Below are 15,103 nucleotides of genomic sequence, written 5' to 3'. Positions count from 1 at the left end.
AGAAGCTGACCAGTACTGACACGGTAGGGCAATGCGCCGTCGCTTGATCAACTCCACGCTGGCCGTGGTGCTCGTCGTCATCGCGGTCTTCGGCCTGTCGCTGGTCATCGTCGAGACGCGGACCATCGAGAACAGCGCCCAGGAGAGCGTGAGCTCCGATGCGGTGCGCCTGGTCAGCATCGTCGACAGCAGGCTGCTGGGGGGCGAGGGGGTCACCCCCAGAGTGCTGCGCGAGCAGATCGAGCCCGGCCGCTATGCCGTGATCAGGATGCCCGACCACCGCAATGTGGAGATCGGCAAGCGCCCCGAGGGCAGCGTCATCTCCGCCGAGGAGCCGGGTGAGCAGGGTGAGGTCGTACGGGTCGAGGCGTCCCGGACCACGGTGAGCCGCGAGGTCGGCCGCACCATGCTGATCATCCTCGCGGTCGCGCTGCTCGCCGTGCTCGCCGCCGTCGCCCTCGCCGTACGCCAGGCGCACCGGCTCTCCGCCCCGCTCACCGACCTGGCGGAGACGGCCGAGCGGCTGGGCTCCGGCGACCCCCGGCCGCGCCACCGGCGCTACGGGGTGCCGGAGCTGGACCGGGTCGCCGATGTGCTGGACGGGAGTGCCGAGCGGATCGCCCGGATGCTCACCGCGGAGCGGCGGCTGGCCGCCGACGCCTCGCATCAGCTCCGTACGCCGCTGACCGCGCTGTCGATGCGGCTGGAGGAGATCACGCTCACCGACGACCCGGAGACGGTCAAGGAGGAGGCGACGATCGCGCTGGGCCAGGTGGAGCGGCTCACCGACGTCGTCCAGCGGCTGCTGACCAATTCGCGCGATCCGCGCAGCGGCTCCGCGGTCGCCTTCGACCTGGACGAGGTCGTCAAGCAGCAGATCGAGGAGTGGCGCCCGGCCTCGCGCAGCGAGGGCCGCGCCATCGTGCGCTCGGGCAAGAAGGGGCTGCGCGCGGTGGGCACTCCGGGCGCGGTCGCCCAGGTGCTGGCGACGCTGATCGAGAACTCGCTGATGCACGGTGACGGTACGGTCGCGCTGCGTACCCGGGTCACCGGCAACCAGGCCGTGGTGGAGGTCTCCGACGAAGGTCCGGGGGTCTCGCCGGACCTGGGGGCGCGGGTCTTCGAGCGGACGGTCAGCGGACGGAACTCCACCGGGCTCGGGCTCGCCGTCGCACGGGATCTGGCGGAGGCGGACGGCGGCCGGCTGGAGCTGCTGCAGCAGCATCCGCCGGTGTTCGCGCTCTTCCTCAGCCGGGAGGCCGAGGACGCCTCGGGCTCCTGAGCGGCGCCCGAGGGCCCCTCGGGCTTACTTGCGGACCGGCTGCTTACGGGTGGCCTGGGCGGGCGGCGCGTCGGACAGGAAGGCTTCCGCGCGTACGACGGCGTCCCGTGCGGGCAGCGTCCGGAACACCCAGGTCCGGTAGGACCAGAAGCGGAAGAGGGTGCCCAGGCCGATGCCGAGGAACTTGAACACATTGCTCTGGAGTGAGCTGTCCCACCCGAAGCCATAGGTGGCGGCGTAGAGCACACCGTTCTCGATGATCAGGCCGATAGCGCTGAACAGCAGAAAGAGGCTGAGCTCCTTGGTGCGGCCCTGCTTGTCGCGGTCCCGGTAGGTGAAGTAGCGGTATCCCACGTAGTTGAAGCCGGTGGCGACCACTGTGGCCACGATGCTGGCCCGCACCACCGGCAGTTCGGTGACGCTGCGGACCAGGTTGAACACCGCGAGATTGACGAAGACGCCGGCACCGCCGACCACCCCGAACTTCGCGATCTCGCGAGCCAGTTGCCCCATCTGGGCGCGCAGCCCGCCGAGTGTGCTCCGTTCACTCATGGTGATCGTTCAGCCCCGTCCCGTCGGTGTCGTCCATCCCCCCATGCTAACCAGCGGCCGTGCCCCGTGCCCTTCAGGCCGCGGTCAAGTGTCCGGTGGGTATGTCTGGAGGTTCCTCCAACGCAGGTCAGGGCCGGTCGGAGGGGGAAGTTACCCTGGGAGGGTGACATTCCCGGTAGTCGGCATGGTCGGCGGCGGCCAGCTCGCCCGTATGACCCACGAGGCGGGCATCCCCCTCGGCATCAGGTTCAAGCTGCTCAGTGACACCCCCCAGGACTCGGCGGCCCAGGTGGTCAGCGATGTCGTCATCGGCGACTACCGCGACCTGGACGTTCTTCGTGCGTTCGCACAAGGCTGTGATGTGGTCACTTTCGACCACGAGCATGTCCCGGCGGAGCATCTGCGCGCCCTGGAAGCGGATGGCGTGGTCATCCGCCCCGGAGTCGAGGCGCTGCTGCACGCCCAGGACAAGGGTGTGATGCGCGAGCGGCTGAGCGAGGCCGGTGTGCCGTGCCCGCGCCACCGCATCGTGGCCGACCCCGAGGACGTCGCGCGGTTCGCGGCGGAAGCGGGGGAGGGCGATGGATTTCCGGTCGTCCTCAAGACGGTGCGCGGCGGTTACGACGGCAAGGGCGTCTGGGTCGTCCGCGGTGTGGAGGAGGCGGCCGAGCCGTTCCGCGCGGGGGTGCCCGTCCTCGCCGAGGAGATGGTCGACTTCGCCCGTGAGCTCGCCGCCAATGTCGTACGGTCCCCGCACGGCCAGGCCGTGGCCTACCCCGTCGTGGAGTCGATCCAGGTCGACGGGGTCTGCGACACCGTGATCGCCCCGGCCCCCGGTCTCTCCGAGGAGCTGTCCGGTACGGCGCAGGAGATGGCACTGAAGATCGCGGCGGAGCTCGGGGTGGTCGGCCATCTCGCGGTCGAGCTGTTCGAGACCCGCGACGGCCGGCTGCTGGTCAACGAGCTGGCGATGCGCCCCCACAACTCCGGTCACTGGACCCAGGACGGCGCCGTCACCTCCCAGTTCGCCAACCATGTGCGGGCCGTGCTCGACCTCCCGCTCGGCGATCCGCGGCCGCGCGCCCCGTGGACCGTGATGACCAATGTGCTCGGCGGCGACTATCCCGATATGTACGGGGCGTATCTGCACTGCATGGCGCGCGACCCGGCGCTCAAGATCCATATGTATGGCAAGGACGTGAAGCCCGGGCGCAAGGTCGGCCACGTCAACACCTATGGCGACGACCTGGCCGATGTGCGCGAGCGCGGCCGGCACGCTGCCGACTACCTCCGAGGGACCATCACCGAATGAGCGCTCCTGTGATCGGCATCGTCATGGGCTCCGACTCCGACTGGCCCGTCATGGAAGAAGCGGCCAAGGCCCTCGACGAGTTCGAGGTCCCGTATGAGGTGGATGTCGTCTCGGCCCACCGCATGCCGCGCGAGATGGTCGCCTACGGGGAGAACGCGGCATCCCGCGGCCTCAAGGCCATCATCGCGGGCGCGGGCGGCGCCGCCCACCTCCCGGGCATGCTCGCGTCCGTCACCCCGCTGCCGGTGATCGGGGTGCCCGTACCGCTGAAGTACCTCGACGGCATGGACTCCCTGCTGTCGATCGTCCAGATGCCCGCGGGCGTCCCGGTGGCCACCGTCTCCATCGGCGGCGCCCGCAACGCGGGCCTGCTCGCCGCCCGGATCCTGGCCGCACACGACCCCGGACTCCAGGCGCGGATGTGCGAGTTCCAGGACGAACTCAACGCCCAGGCCACGGAAAAGGGCAAGCGCCTGCGGGCGAAGGTGGACGGGGCGGATGCGTTCGGCTTCGGTCGCTGAGCCACACTCAAGCCCCTCCGGAGTAACTCTCCAGCCCTCCGGCGATTGAGGAGCGGGGTCCGGGGCGGAGCCCCGGCGGGGGCCCGGCGGAGCCCCCGGTTCGGGAAGGGGCGGGGTGGGGCACAGCCCGCCGCAGGCGCCCCCACCGCCCGCACCCCCCCCAACACGTGACTTCGACCCACCCGCGTACCAAAATGCCAGGATGACCGATCACCTCGCGCAAGCCCACGACCTGCTGGCCGCCCACCCCGTCGTGGACGGCCACAACGACTTCCCCTGGGCCCTGCGCGAGCAGGTCCGCTACGACCTCGACCAGCGCGACATGGCCGCCGACCTCACCCCGCACACCCACACCGACATCCCCCGCCTCCGCGCCGGCGGCGTAGGCGCCCAATTCTGGTCGGTGTACGTGCGCTCGGACTTCAGCGGTGACACCGCGGTCAGCGCCACCCTCGAACAGATCGATGTCGTCCGCCGTTTCACCGAGCGCTACGCCACCGACCTGCGCCCGGCCTTCACCGCCGACGACATGGAGGCGGCGCGGGCCGAGGGCCGGATCGCCTCCCTCATGGGCGCCGAGGGCGGCCACAGCATCAACTGCTCCCTGGCCACCCTCCGCACCCTGTACGACCTGGGCGTGCGGTACATGACGCTGACCCACAACGACAACGTCCCGTGGGCCGACTCGGCGACCGACGAGCCGAAGGCGCACGGCCTCACCCGCTTCGGCGAGGAGGTGGTGCGCGAGATGAACCGCCTTGGCATGCTCGTCGACCTCTCCCATGTCTCGGCCGACACCATGCGGGACGCGCTCCGGGTGACCGAGGCCCCCGTGGTCTTCTCGCACTCCTCCGCCCGCGCCGTCTGCGACCATCCGCGCAACATCCCCGACGATGTGCTGGCGCTGCTGCCCGGCAACGGGGGCGTGGCGATGGCCACCTTCGTCCCCAAGTTCGTCCTGCCCGAGGCGGTCGCCTGGACCAAGGCGGCGGACGAGAACATGCGCGCCCACGGAATGCATCCGCTGGAGATGACGTCCGCCGGGATGAAGGTCCAGCGCGCCTTCGAGGAGGCCAACCCGCGTCCCCTGGCGACCGTGTCGACCGTCGCCGACCATCTCGACCACATGCGCGAGGTGGCGGGCATCGACCACATCGGCATCGGCGGCGACTTCGACGGCACCGCCTTCACCCCCGAGGGCCTCGCCGATGTCGCGGGCTATCCGAACCTGATCGCCGAGCTTCTCGACCGCCGCTGGTCACCGGCCGACCTCGCCAAGCTGACCTGGCAGAACGCGGTCCGTACGCTACGCGGCGCCGAGAACGCGGCACGCGCCGCGCAGAGCACCCGCGGCCCGTCCCTCGCGACCATCGACCAACTGGACGGCGCGGCCACCGCATAACACCCCACCGGCCCGGCGCACCGAGCCGACCGATGCCCGACTTCACCCGCCGTAGACTTCCCGGTGCCGCCGGCTCGCTCGGCGTGGGCGCGGCGGCGTCGCTGTTGCCGCCCAGTGTGCAGCAGGCGATAGCCGCCGGCCCGGCCAAGGGCGGCTCTACCAGCCGGACGAGGAGAACCCGGACGGCTATCTGCTCCCGTTCCATCTGGACACCCACTCCACCAGCGCCCAGGCGATCCCCTCCACCAGCCACGCCTGGTCGGTGCAGCACGAGGCGTGGAACAACGGTGCCATGGACAAGTGGCTGCCCGCGCACCGTAAGGCCGACGGCAAGGGCGGCCCGTACGTCATGGGCTACCGCACCCGTGAGGACATCCCGTTCCAGTTCGCGCTCGCCGAGGCGTTCACGATCTGCGACGACCACTTCTGCTCGGTCTTCGGCCCCAACTGGCCCAACCGGCTGTACTGGATGACGGGGTGGCGGTCAGCCCCGGCGGACGTTCGAGGACGACGCCCGCAACGATCGAGGCCATCGCGGCCAACCCGGAGGTCTGGCGCAAGGGCGGCTGGGCCGCGGGTCAGGCGTTCGACCACACCTCGGTGCCGCAGTTCCTGGAGCGGAGCCGACCCTGCCGGGCGCCGACCAGACGCCCCCGCGGCAGGAACCCGGCCACCGCCCTCGCCGCTGAAACCGGCCCGACGCGACCCGCCCCGACATAACCGTCGCCCCCGCCGGAGCTCGTCCGGCGGGGGCGACGGTTACGTCGGGGGAGGGCGACGGCTACGCCAGCGGGCGCCCCAGCGCGCGGTAGGTCCAGCCGGCCTCGCGCCAGTGGTCGGGGTCCAGGGCGTTGCGCCCATCCAGGATGCGGCGCTCGGCGACGACGCCGCCGAGGGCGGCCGGGTCCAGCTCGCGGAACTCGCGCCACTCGGTGAGGTGCAGCACCGCATGCGCGCCCTGCGCCGCCTCGGCCGCGGTCGCCGCGTAGGCGAGGGTCGGGAAGAGGGCTCGGGCGTTCTCCATGCCCTTGGGGTCGAAGACGGTGACCTGGGCGCCCTGGAGCTGTATCTGACCGGCCACGTTGAGTGCGGGGGAGTCCCGGACGTCGTCGGAGTCCGGCTTGAAGGTCGCGCCCAGCACGGCGACCCGCTTGCCCAGGAAGCTACCGCCGACGGCCTCGCGGGCCAGCTCGACCATATGGCCGCGGCGCCGCATATTGATCGAGTCGACCTCGCGGAGGAAGGTCAGCGCCTGGTCGGCGCCGAGCTCACCGGCGCGCGCCATGAAGGCCCGGATGTCCTTGGGCAGACAGCCGCCGCCGAAGCCGATCCCGGCCCGCAGGAACTTACTTCCGATGCGCTCGTCGTAGCCGATGGCCTCGGCCAGCTTGACCACATCGCCGCCCGCCGCCTCGCAGACCTCGGCCATGGCGTTGATGAAGGAGATCTTCGTCGCCAGGAAGGAGTTGGCGGCGACCTTCACCAGCTCGGCGGTGGGGAAGTCGGTCACCACGAAGGGCGAGCCCTCGGTGATGGGCGTCTCGTACACCTCGCGGAGCAGCTTCTCGGCCCGGTCGCCGGCGACGCCGACCACGATCCGGTCCGGGTGCAGGGTGTCCTGGACGGCGAACCCCTCGCGCAGGAACTCCGGGTTCCAGGCGAGCTCCGCGTCCGCCCCCACCGGGGCCAGCTCGGCCAGCCGGGCCGCGAGCAGGTCGGCGCTGCCGACCGGCACCGTGGACTTGCCCACGACCAGCGCGGGGCGGCGCAGATGCGGGGCGAGCGAGTCCACCGCGGCGTTCACGTAACTCATGTCACAGGCGTACTCGCCGTGCTTCTGCGGGGTGTTCACACAGATGAAGTGGATGTCGCCGAACTCCCCGGCCTCCTCGTAGGAGGTGGTGAAGCGCAGCCGCCCGGTGGCGCCCTCGAACCCCGCGACATGGCGCCGCAGCAGGTCCTCGAGGCCGGGCTCGTACATCGGCACCCGGCCCTCGGTGAGCATCGCGATCTTCTCGGGCACGATGTCGAGGCCGAGCACCTCGAAGCCCAGTTCCGCCATGGCCGCTGCGTGGGTGGCGCCGAGGTAGCCGGTGCCGATCACAGTGATCTTGAGGGCCATGCAGTGCTCCAGAACGGTCGATCGCAGATGCGGTGCCTGAGCATAGTCGGGACCACGGGACGGGCTCAGCCGACTCTGTCAGGTAACTCACGTATACCTACCGGGGCGTCGCCCCTAGAATTCAGTTACTTAACGGTAGTTAGCACTCTTGGGGAGTGAGAGGCTTGGCGTCCTCGGTGAACGACTTCGACCTGTACCGGCCGTCCGAGGAGCATGACATGCTCCGGGACGCCGTCCGCTCTCTCGCCGAGGCGAAGATAGCCCCCTTCGCCGCAGAGGTCGACGAGGGGGCCCGGTTCCCCCAGGAGGCGCTCGACGCCCTGGTCGCGAACGATCTGCACGCGGTGCACGTCCCCGAGTCCTACGGCGGCTCCGGCGCGGACGCGCTGGCGACCGTGATCGTCATCGAGGAGGTCGCCCGGGTCTGCGCGTCCTCGTCCCTGATCCCCGCGGTCAACAAGCTGGGCTCGCTGCCGGTCATCCTCTCGGCCTCCGAGGAGCTGAAGAAGAGGTATCTGGCCCCGCTGGCCAAGGGCGACGCGATGTTCTCGTACTGCCTCTCCGAGCCGGACGCGGGCTCGGACGCGGCGGGGATGAAGACCAAGGCGGTACGCGACGGCGACTTCTACGTCCTCAACGGCGTCAAGCGCTGGATCACCAACGCCGGGGTCTCCGAGTACTACACGGTGATGGCCGTCACCGACCCCGAGAAGCGCTCCAAGGGCATCTCCGCCTTCGTCGTCGAGAAGGGCGACCCGGGCGTCTCCTTCGGCGCCCCGGAGAAGAAGCTCGGCATCAAGGGCTCGCCGACCCGTGAGGTCTATCTCGACAACGTCCGCATCCCCGCGGACCGGATGATCGGCGCCGAGGGCACCGGCTTCGCCACCGCCATGAAGACCCTGGACCACACCCGGATCACCATCGCCGCCCAGGCCCTCGGCATCGCCCAGGGCGCCCTGGACTACGCCAAGGGGTATGTCCAGGAGCGCAAGCAGTTCGGCAAGCCGATCGGCGACTTCCAGGGCGTCCAGTTCATGCTCGCCGACATGGCCATGAAGCTGGAGGCCGCCCGGCAGCTCACCTACGCGGCGGCGGCCAAGTCCGAGCGGGTCTTTGCCGGAGGCGGCAAGGAGGACCTGACGTTCTTCGGCGCCGCGGCCAAGTGCTACGCCTCGGATGCCGCGATGGAGATCACCACGGATGCCGTCCAGCTCCTCGGCGGCTACGGCTACACCCGTGACTACCCGCTCGAGCGGATGATGCGCGACGCCAAGATCACGCAGATCTACGAGGGCACCAACCAGGTCCAGCGCATCGTGATGGCGCGCAACCTGCCGTAACCCTTCACGACAACCCTTCACGACAGAAAAGACCGCTGCCGGGTCCGGCAGCGGTCTTTTCTGTTTGTCCCGATCAGTTGCCGGAGACCGTGACCGTCTCGTCGTTCTTCAGCTCGCCCATCAGCTGCTTGACCTTGGCCATGTCCCACTGCACCGCGCTGCCCTTGGACGTGGACAGGCCGGGGTTGGAGATCGGCATGTTCATCTGCTTGCCGTCACCGCCGGAGACGCTCTTCATCGCGAAGAACATGTCCTTCACGTCCCACAGGCTCATGTCCTTGTCGACGACCAGGTTGTCCAGGCCGGCGCCCATCGTCGGGTAGAGCTTGAAGGGGTTCATGACCGTGCCGGGCGAGGCCGCCTTGTTCGCCAGCGCGGAAAGGAACTTCTGCTGGTTCTTGGTGCGGTCCAGGTCGCCGCCCGCGAGGCCGTAGCGCTGCCGGACGAAGGCGAGCGCCTGCTGGCCGTTCAGCGTCTGCTTGCCCTTCTTCAGGTCATTGCCGGACTTCTTGTCCTTCATGTCCTGCGGGATGTCGATGTCGACGCCGCCGACCCCGTCCACGAGACTGGCGAAGCCGTCGAAGCCGATCTCCGCGTAGTGGTCGATCTTCAGGCCGGTGTTGTACTCGATCGTGCGGACGAGCAGCGAGGGGCCCTCGGAGGAGAACGACGCGTTGAGCTTGTTCTGGCCCGCCGGGATCCGCCGGCCGCTCTCCGAGCCGGTGAAGGCCGGGATGGTGACCCAGGAGTCACGCGGGAGGCTGACCATGGTGTTGCCGTTCTCACCGACGTGGAGAAGGATCATGGAGTCGGTGCGGCGGCCCTCGGCCGAGCCGGTGTGCAGCTTCTTCTTGTCCTCGTCGGACATGCCCTCGCGGCTGTCCGAACCCACGATCAGGTAGTTGGTGCCCTTGCCGCCGCCCGGCCGGTCCTCGACCTTGCTGAGGTCGACCTCGCGGCGGAGCTTGGAGTCGGCCCAGATGTAGGTGCCGATGCCGACGGCGAGCAGCAGGACGATCAGGGTGACCAGGCCGATGGTTATCCGGCGCTTCCAGTTCTTCGGCCTCACCGGACGCGGGCCGGGGCCGCCCGGACCGCCGGGGCCGTAGGGGTCGCCGCCGCCGGGCCCGCCGTTGCCGCGACCGTAGACCTGCCCGGTGTTGTAGCCGTCGTCATCGTCATAGCCCTGGGACGCCTGCTGCCGCGGAATGGTGCCGTGCGGCGAGAGGTCGGGGGGCAGGGGCGGCTCGTTGTACGGCGGTGGGCCGCCGGCGCCGGGTGCCGCACGTCTCACTTGTGGCATGGCGCGTGCCCCTTCCGGGTCGGGGCTGCCGCTACCACGTCCGTACCGGCCGCTGCGGTCGCCGGTCGATCCCTGGGGCCATTCGCTCATGCAAGGCAGTGTGCCTGGTCGGGTGGGTCGCCTTACAGGGCGGGTGCCGGATCGGGGCACGGCTGTTGCAGACCTGATAAGAATCCGGTCCGCATAAGGTGGACGGCATGACCAATCAGGCCCACGGTGCGGAACCGGAGCTTCCGGGAAAGCCCACCTCCGCCTCCCGCACCACGCTGTCACACATCATGACGGGCAGTGACACCAATCTGCTCGGGACCGTCCACGGCGGCGTGATCATGAAACTGGTGGACGACGCGGCCGGAGCGGTCGCCGGACGCCACTCCGAGGGGCCCGCGGTCACCGCGTCGATGGACGAGATGGTCTTCCTCGAACCGGTCAGAGTCGGCGACCTCGTCCATGTGAAGGCCCAGGTCAACTGGACCGGCCGGTCCTCCATGGAGATCGGGGTGCGGGTGCTGGCCGAGCGGTGGAACGAGTCCACGCCCGCCACCCAGGTCGGCAGCGCCTATCTGGTCTTCGCCGCCGTCGACGCCGACGGCAAGCCCCGGCCGGTGCCCGCGGTCATCCCGGGGACCGAGCGGGACAAGCGGCGCTACCAGGAGGCCGAGATCCGCCGGACCCACCGGCTGGCCCGCCGTCGCGCGATCAAGGAACTCCGCGCCCGGCGCGTCGCCCCGCGCGCCGACGACGACACCGAGGACGCCGGCCCGCGGTGACCCCGGTCAGAGGGAGCGGGTGGCGCCCTCGGGGCAGACGACCTCGTCGCCGGTGACGGCCCCGAACCCGGCTGCGTCGGTCCGCGGCTTCTCGACCCGGACCCGCCGCACACCCGCGTAGTCCGCGCCGATGGTGATCTGCATCACCGCGCCCTGCCCGACCACCGGCTTCAGCCGGGCCCCGGGCAGCGCGGCCGCCAGCGAGCGCACCGAGCGGTCCCAGACCGGGTCGTACGCGATCACCGTGCGCCGGACGTCGGGGGTCGCGGCGTCGGCGGGGGAGCCGGTGGTGGCGAAGCCGGTGGCATGCAGCGCGCGGTCCGCGCGGCGGGCGAGCCCCGCCGTATTGGTGCCGTTGAGCACATGGACCCGCACCCGGCCCGGGTCCACCTCGACCGGGGTGGCGCCGGAACGCTTCGGGCGGTCGGCGACCAGCGGCCGGTCCTCGCGGAGGGTGGCGAAGAGCCGCTCGGCCTTGGGCTGGTCCCAGCGGAGCGTGGAGCCGGACCCCTTGACCGGGACGCCGGGCAGGATCACCGGGACCGAGGCGAACTCCGAGGACGCGGGGGTGACACCGCTCATCGCCCGCCCCAGGGCGACCATGTCCGCCGCCCCGAAGCCGTGGTCGGCGCGGACCGAGCCCAGCAGGGCCCCGGCCACCCGGTTGAACCGCACCGGGTTGAGCAGGATGCCACCGGCCGTGGTCTGGTGGACCACGGCGGCCAGGAAGCGCTGCTGGCGCTGGATCCGGCCCAGGTCGGAGGTGCCGTCGACATGCCGGGAGCGGACGTACTGCAGCGCCTGGCCGCCGTTCAGCACATGGGTGCCGGCCGCCAGGTCAAGACCGGTGTGGTCGTCCTTGAGCGGCCGCGCGGTGCAGATCTTGACCCCGCCGAGCACATCGACGGTCTTCATGAAGCTGGTGAAGTCCACCTCGAGGTAGTGGTCGATATGGACGCCGGTCAGATGCTCCACGGTGCGCACGGTCAGGCTCGGCCCACCCTCGGCGTACGCGGCGTTCAGCTTCCGCGGATGGTGCGGATGGCGCTTGCCGGTGGCGTCGGTGTACGTGGGGATCCGGGCGTACGAGTCGCGGGGCAGGCTGACCGCGCTGACCCGGCGGTGGTCGGCCGACAGATGCATCAGCATGATCGTGTCGGTGCAGCGGCAGGGGGCTCCGCCCAGCCGGTACAGCGCCTTCGCCCGAGGCGTGATCTTCTCCCGTCCGTCCGTGCCGACCACGAGGAAGTTGACGCCCCCGCCGGTGTTCTTCGGCCGGTTGTCCAGGCCGCCGAAGGCATCCACCCGGTGGATCCCGGATTCGAGCTCACTGACCAGCAGATGCCCGATGCCGCTGACCGCCAGCACCAGAGCGGCGCCGCCCGTGGCGAGCCGCAGCCCCCAGCGAGGGCGGCGGGAGCGGGGGCGCGGCGGGCGCGGCGATCGGGCCGGTGCACTCACTCCGGGGACCTCCGTGAACGGGTGGGCTGGGTGGAACCGCCTCACCGTAGGCCCATACGACGATCGCTTTGACGGCCCCACGCCGCCCGTGTGGCGCGCTGCCACCCGGGCGGCGCGTTCCGGTGTCCACCATTCGCGGTAACGTGGGCGCGATATCGCAGTCCTTTTGGGGCCCCACCCCCAGTCTCCTGGGGCCCGGCCCCCGAACCCCGAGGTGCCATGCCCCCGCATCAGCTCCCGGCCGTCTCCGTGATCATGCCGGTGCTCAATGAGGAACGCCATCTGCGCAATGCCGTGCGGCACATCCTGGAGCAGGAGTACGACGGCGAGATGGAGGTGGTGATCGCGCTCGGCCCGTCCGCGGACCGTACCGACGAGATCGCCGCCGAACTGGTGGCGGAGGACCCCCGGGTGCATACGGTCCCCAACCCCACGGGCCGCACCCCCGCCGCCCTGAACGCGGCGATCAAGGCATCCCGCCACCCGGTGGTGGTGCGGGTCGACGGCCACGGCATGCTCTCGCCGAACTACATCGCGACCGCCGTCCGGCTCCTGGAGGAGACCGGCGCGCAGAACGTCGGCGGGATCATGCACGCCGAGGGCGAGAACGACTGGGAGAAGGCCGTCGCCGCCGCCATGACCTCCAAGATCGGCGTGGGCAACGCGGCCTTCCACACCGGCGGCGACGCGGCCCCCGCCGAAACCGTCTATCTGGGCGTCTTCCGGCGCGAGGCGCTGGAACAGCAGGGCGGCTACAACGAGGAGTTCATCCGCGCCCAGGACTGGGAGCTGAACTTCCGGATCCGCGAGGCCGGCGGGCTGATCTGGTTCTCGCCCGAGCTGAAGGTCTCCTACCGGCCGCGGCCGAGCGTGCGGGCCCTGGCCAAGCAGTACAAGGACTACGGGCGCTGGCGCCATGTCGTCGCCCGCTTCCACCAGGGCTCGATCAATCTGCGCTATCTCGCCCCGCCGACCGCCGTCGTCGCCATCGCGGCGGGCATCGTGGTGGGCGCGGCCGTCACCCCATGGGCCTTCGTGATCCCCGGCGGCTATCTGGCCGCGATCGTCGCGGGCTCGATCCCGGCGGGCAAGGGACTTCCGGTGGCCGCCCGGCTGCGGGTCCCGGTGGCGCTCGCGACCATGCACATGTCCTGGGGCTGGGGCTTTCTGACCAGCCCGCGGGCGCTCGCCAAGCGGGTCATCGCCAGCCGCCGCCCGGCGGTCATGGCCCCGTAGCCCTACGCGCAGGGGCCGGACCCGCCGCGGGTCCGGCCCCTTTGTCGTGCCGTCACGGGGCGCGCTTTCGTCGTGCCGTCACGGGAGCGTCAGAAGCTGTAGCCCGGGTTGACCTTCATACAGCCCTTCTCCTCGCCGTTGAGCGCGTCCGCGCTCTCGGGCGCCTTGCCGTCGTCGTCCGTCGCCGGCTTCGGATAGGCGGTGCCCTCGCGCCAGTCGTTGCCGACCACCACGGTGATGTCCTGGACCGACGTGGACGACTTCGCCGCGGACTTCGGCAGCTTCAGCGCCTTGGCCACGGCCAGGCCGTCGCCCTGCCGGTCCTCGCCCGGGTAGAGGACGGTGGTGTCGGCCTGCGAGATGAGCTCCGTGTTCGCGGTGGCCTTGGCGTAGCCCAGCCGCACCAGCTCGGAGGTGATGACCGAGGCCCGGCCGGAGACCGGCCCCAGGACGGTGCTGGCGGTCCCGTTCTGCACCACCACCGGGATCTGCTCCTTGGGCGCGGTGGGCGCCGGGGTGGCGTCGGGCTTCTTCTTGTCCTTGCCGTCCAGCGCGATGTCGTTGCGCAGCAGCGAGAAGGTCTGCTCGGCGTCGCCCGGCTTGGGCAGCACATACTCCCCGCCGCCGCCGTACTCCCAGGGCATGGTGCTCATGGTGGTGCGCTTGGTCGGCACCCGCTTGAGGTCATTGCCCAGGTCGTACAGGTTCTTGACGGTGCCGAGGCCATGGTCGACGGTCAGCGCCTCGGTGGCGGCCTCCGCGAGGTCCATCAGCTTGCCCGGGTCGCTGAGCTTGGTGCCCGACTTCAGCTGGCGGATCATCGAGGTCATATACATGTGCTGGGCCTTGGCCCGGCCGATGTCGGTGTTGTCCTCGAAGCCGTAGCGGGTGCGCAGCCACTGGAGGGCCTGGACGCCCTTGACGTTGTGGGTGCCCTTGGTCAGCTTCAGCCCGGAGCCATGGCCCTTGCTGTCATGGGAGTAGACGTTGTCGTCCACGCACACCGGGACACCGCCGATGGCGTCCGCCATGGAGACCACCCCGGAGAAGTCGATCATCATGAAGTGATCGATGTAGAGGCCGGTGAGCTCCTTCCAGGTGGCGACCGTGCAGCCCGGACCGCCGTGCTGGAGCGATTCGTTGATGGCCCCCTCGGTCTTCGGATACACCGTTCCGTCGTGTGGATCGGTGCACTGGGGGATGGTCACCCGGGTGTCGCGCGGGATGCTGACCACCGACATATTGCTGCGGTCGGCCGAGACATGGACCAGCATCTGCACATCGCCCAGCGGCTTGCGGTCCGCGTCCTGCTTGGCCCCGCCGAGCTTGACGTTCTCCGCGGTGTTCCGGCTGTCGGAGCCTATGAGCAGGATGTTGAGGGGGGTCTGGCCGGCGGCGTTCGGCTCGGGTTTGCCGATCTTGCTGTCGCCGAGGTCCAGAGCTTCCTTCTTCAGATTGCCGTTCAGGTGTTCGTAGTAGAAGTATCCGGCGCCGGCCGCGCCGAGTACCAGCACGGCCAGCGTCAGGGCGGTCCAGCGCAGGATCCGCACCCCGCGACTCCGCTGCGGCCGCTCCTTGCCGCGCCGCCCGTTGCCGCTCGGCCGCCCTTCACCGCTCGAGCGGCGCCCCGCGTCCGATGACGCGGGGCGCTTTCCTTCCTGCGGGCCGCCGTCCTCACCGGGCTCGCGGGGCTCGGGGACGGCGGCTCTGCGCCCTCTTTCCCCCCGCACACTGCTCTGCCCCATCGGGCCCTCCCCGCACTCTCTAGGTCGTCCGGCCCGAAGGACCCTGATGGACGCGAT

The 15,103-nt window shown here is 70.4% G+C and carries 13 protein-coding genes and 1 pseudogene; 9 read left to right on the top strand and 5 right to left on the bottom strand.

Going from position 1 to position 15,103, the window contains the following annotated elements; all coding sequences use genetic code 11:
- The first annotated feature begins 31 nt into the window (after positions 1–31).
- Positions 32–1,282: an ATP-binding protein gene (locus BLV72_RS12970; protein ID WP_093462350.1), complete on the top strand. Its 1,251-nt coding sequence runs from the start codon at positions 32–34 to the stop codon at positions 1,280–1,282.
- Positions 1,283–1,306: 24 nt separating this feature from the next.
- Here the strand turns inward: BLV72_RS12970 and BLV72_RS12965 are convergent, their stop codons facing one another.
- Positions 1,307–1,834: a GtrA family protein gene (locus BLV72_RS12965; RefSeq protein ID WP_059145136.1), complete on the bottom strand. Its 528-nt coding sequence runs from the start codon at positions 1,832–1,834 to the stop codon at positions 1,307–1,309.
- Between the two features lie 163 nt (positions 1,835–1,997).
- On the opposite strand from BLV72_RS12965, the gene BLV72_RS12960 reads away from it, so the two are divergent.
- The 5 genes and pseudogenes from BLV72_RS12960 (at position 1,998) to BLV72_RS49775 (ending at position 5,789) form a co-directional block, all read left to right on the top strand.
- Complete coding sequence (locus tag BLV72_RS12960; RefSeq protein WP_093462349.1) at positions 1,998–3,146, top strand: 5-(carboxyamino)imidazole ribonucleotide synthase; 1,149 nt, start codon at positions 1,998–2,000, stop codon at positions 3,144–3,146.
- The gene (gene purE, locus BLV72_RS12955; protein ID WP_093462347.1) at positions 3,143–3,667 is read left to right on the top strand and encodes a 5-(carboxyamino)imidazole ribonucleotide mutase; all 525 of its coding nucleotides are present in this window, start codon (positions 3,143–3,145) and stop codon (positions 3,665–3,667) included. The genes BLV72_RS12960 and purE overlap by 4 nt, the downstream gene beginning before the upstream one ends.
- 202 nt (positions 3,668–3,869) lie before the next feature.
- Positions 3,870–5,069, top strand: a complete 1,200-nt coding sequence (locus tag BLV72_RS12950) for a dipeptidase (RefSeq protein ID WP_093462346.1) — start codon at positions 3,870–3,872, stop codon at positions 5,067–5,069.
- A 32-nt stretch (positions 5,070–5,101) separates the two neighbouring features.
- Positions 5,102–5,547: pseudogene (locus BLV72_RS52005) on the top strand (alkaline phosphatase family protein); the annotation flags it as partial.
- Positions 5,547–5,789, top strand: a complete 243-nt coding sequence (locus tag BLV72_RS49775) for a hypothetical protein (RefSeq protein WP_244320744.1) — start codon at positions 5,547–5,549, stop codon at positions 5,787–5,789. The pseudogene BLV72_RS52005 and the gene BLV72_RS49775, both read left to right, overlap by 1 nt.
- A gap of 61 nt (positions 5,790–5,850) precedes the next feature.
- Here the strand turns inward: BLV72_RS49775 and BLV72_RS12940 are convergent, their stop codons facing one another.
- Positions 5,851–7,191, bottom strand: coding sequence for a UDP-glucose dehydrogenase family protein (locus tag BLV72_RS12940; protein ID WP_093462344.1), 1,341 nt, complete (start codon positions 7,189–7,191; stop codon positions 5,851–5,853).
- A 164-nt stretch (positions 7,192–7,355) separates the two neighbouring features.
- Between BLV72_RS12940 and BLV72_RS12935 the strand changes: the two genes are divergently transcribed.
- Positions 7,356–8,531, top strand: coding sequence for an acyl-CoA dehydrogenase family protein (locus BLV72_RS12935; protein WP_280143056.1), 1,176 nt, complete (start codon positions 7,356–7,358; stop codon positions 8,529–8,531).
- A gap of 73 nt (positions 8,532–8,604) precedes the next feature.
- Here the strand turns inward: BLV72_RS12935 and BLV72_RS12930 are convergent, their stop codons facing one another.
- Entirely contained in the window at positions 8,605–9,924 is a 1,320-nt protein-coding gene (locus tag BLV72_RS12930) for an LCP family protein (protein ID WP_167746346.1), read from the bottom strand.
- A gap of 107 nt (positions 9,925–10,031) precedes the next feature.
- Between BLV72_RS12930 and BLV72_RS12925 the strand changes: the two genes are divergently transcribed.
- Complete coding sequence (locus BLV72_RS12925) at positions 10,032–10,604, top strand: acyl-CoA thioesterase (protein ID WP_093462341.1); 573 nt, start codon at positions 10,032–10,034, stop codon at positions 10,602–10,604.
- A gap of 6 nt (positions 10,605–10,610) precedes the next feature.
- Here BLV72_RS12925 and BLV72_RS12920 read toward each other — a convergent pair whose 3' ends face one another.
- Positions 10,611–12,065 carry an LCP family protein gene (locus BLV72_RS12920; protein ID WP_093462340.1) on the bottom strand — a complete coding sequence of 485 codons (1,455 nt, stop codon included), beginning with the start codon at positions 12,063–12,065 and terminating at the stop codon, positions 10,611–10,613.
- Positions 12,066–12,284: 219 nt separating this feature from the next.
- Here BLV72_RS12920 and BLV72_RS12915 point away from each other — a divergent pair, with 219 nt between their 5' ends.
- Positions 12,285–13,301: a glycosyltransferase family 2 protein gene (locus BLV72_RS12915; protein WP_093462338.1), complete on the top strand. Its 1,017-nt coding sequence runs from the start codon at positions 12,285–12,287 to the stop codon at positions 13,299–13,301.
- Positions 13,302–13,390: 89 nt separating this feature from the next.
- Here the strand turns inward: BLV72_RS12915 and BLV72_RS12910 are convergent, their stop codons facing one another.
- Positions 13,391–15,046 (bottom strand): LCP family protein, encoded by a 1,656-nt coding sequence (locus BLV72_RS12910; protein ID WP_093462337.1) that lies wholly within the window; start codon positions 15,044–15,046, stop codon positions 13,391–13,393.
- Between the last annotated feature and the right edge of the window lie 57 nt (positions 15,047–15,103).

The organism is Streptomyces melanosporofaciens (assembly GCF_900105695.1).
Taxonomy (GTDB): domain Bacteria; phylum Actinomycetota; class Actinomycetes; order Streptomycetales; family Streptomycetaceae; genus Streptomyces; species Streptomyces antimycoticus.
Note: the sequence above shows the minus strand (reverse complement) of the source record. Positions and strands in the feature narration are given on the sequence as shown.

Coding starts and splice junctions, on each gene's coding strand:
- BLV72_RS12970 (WP_093462350.1), top strand. CDS start 32: ATGCGCCGTCGCTTGATCAACTCCACGCTGGCCGTGGTGCTCGTCGTC.
- BLV72_RS12965 (WP_059145136.1), bottom strand. CDS start 1,834: ATGAGTGAACGGAGCACACTCGGCGGGCTGCGCGCCCAGATGGGGCAA.
- purE (WP_093462347.1), top strand. CDS start 3,143: ATGAGCGCTCCTGTGATCGGCATCGTCATGGGCTCCGACTCCGACTGG.
- BLV72_RS12950 (WP_093462346.1), top strand. CDS start 3,870: ATGACCGATCACCTCGCGCAAGCCCACGACCTGCTGGCCGCCCACCCC.
- BLV72_RS12940 (WP_093462344.1), bottom strand. CDS start 7,191: ATGGCCCTCAAGATCACTGTGATCGGCACCGGCTACCTCGGCGCCACC.
- BLV72_RS12930 (WP_167746346.1), bottom strand. CDS start 9,924: ATGAGCGAATGGCCCCAGGGATCGACCGGCGACCGCAGCGGCCGGTAC.
- BLV72_RS12925 (WP_093462341.1), top strand. CDS start 10,032: ATGACCAATCAGGCCCACGGTGCGGAACCGGAGCTTCCGGGAAAGCCC.
- BLV72_RS12915 (WP_093462338.1), top strand. CDS start 12,285: ATGCCCCCGCATCAGCTCCCGGCCGTCTCCGTGATCATGCCGGTGCTC.
- BLV72_RS12910 (WP_093462337.1), bottom strand. CDS start 15,046: ATGGGGCAGAGCAGTGTGCGGGGGGAAAGAGGGCGCAGAGCCGCCGTC.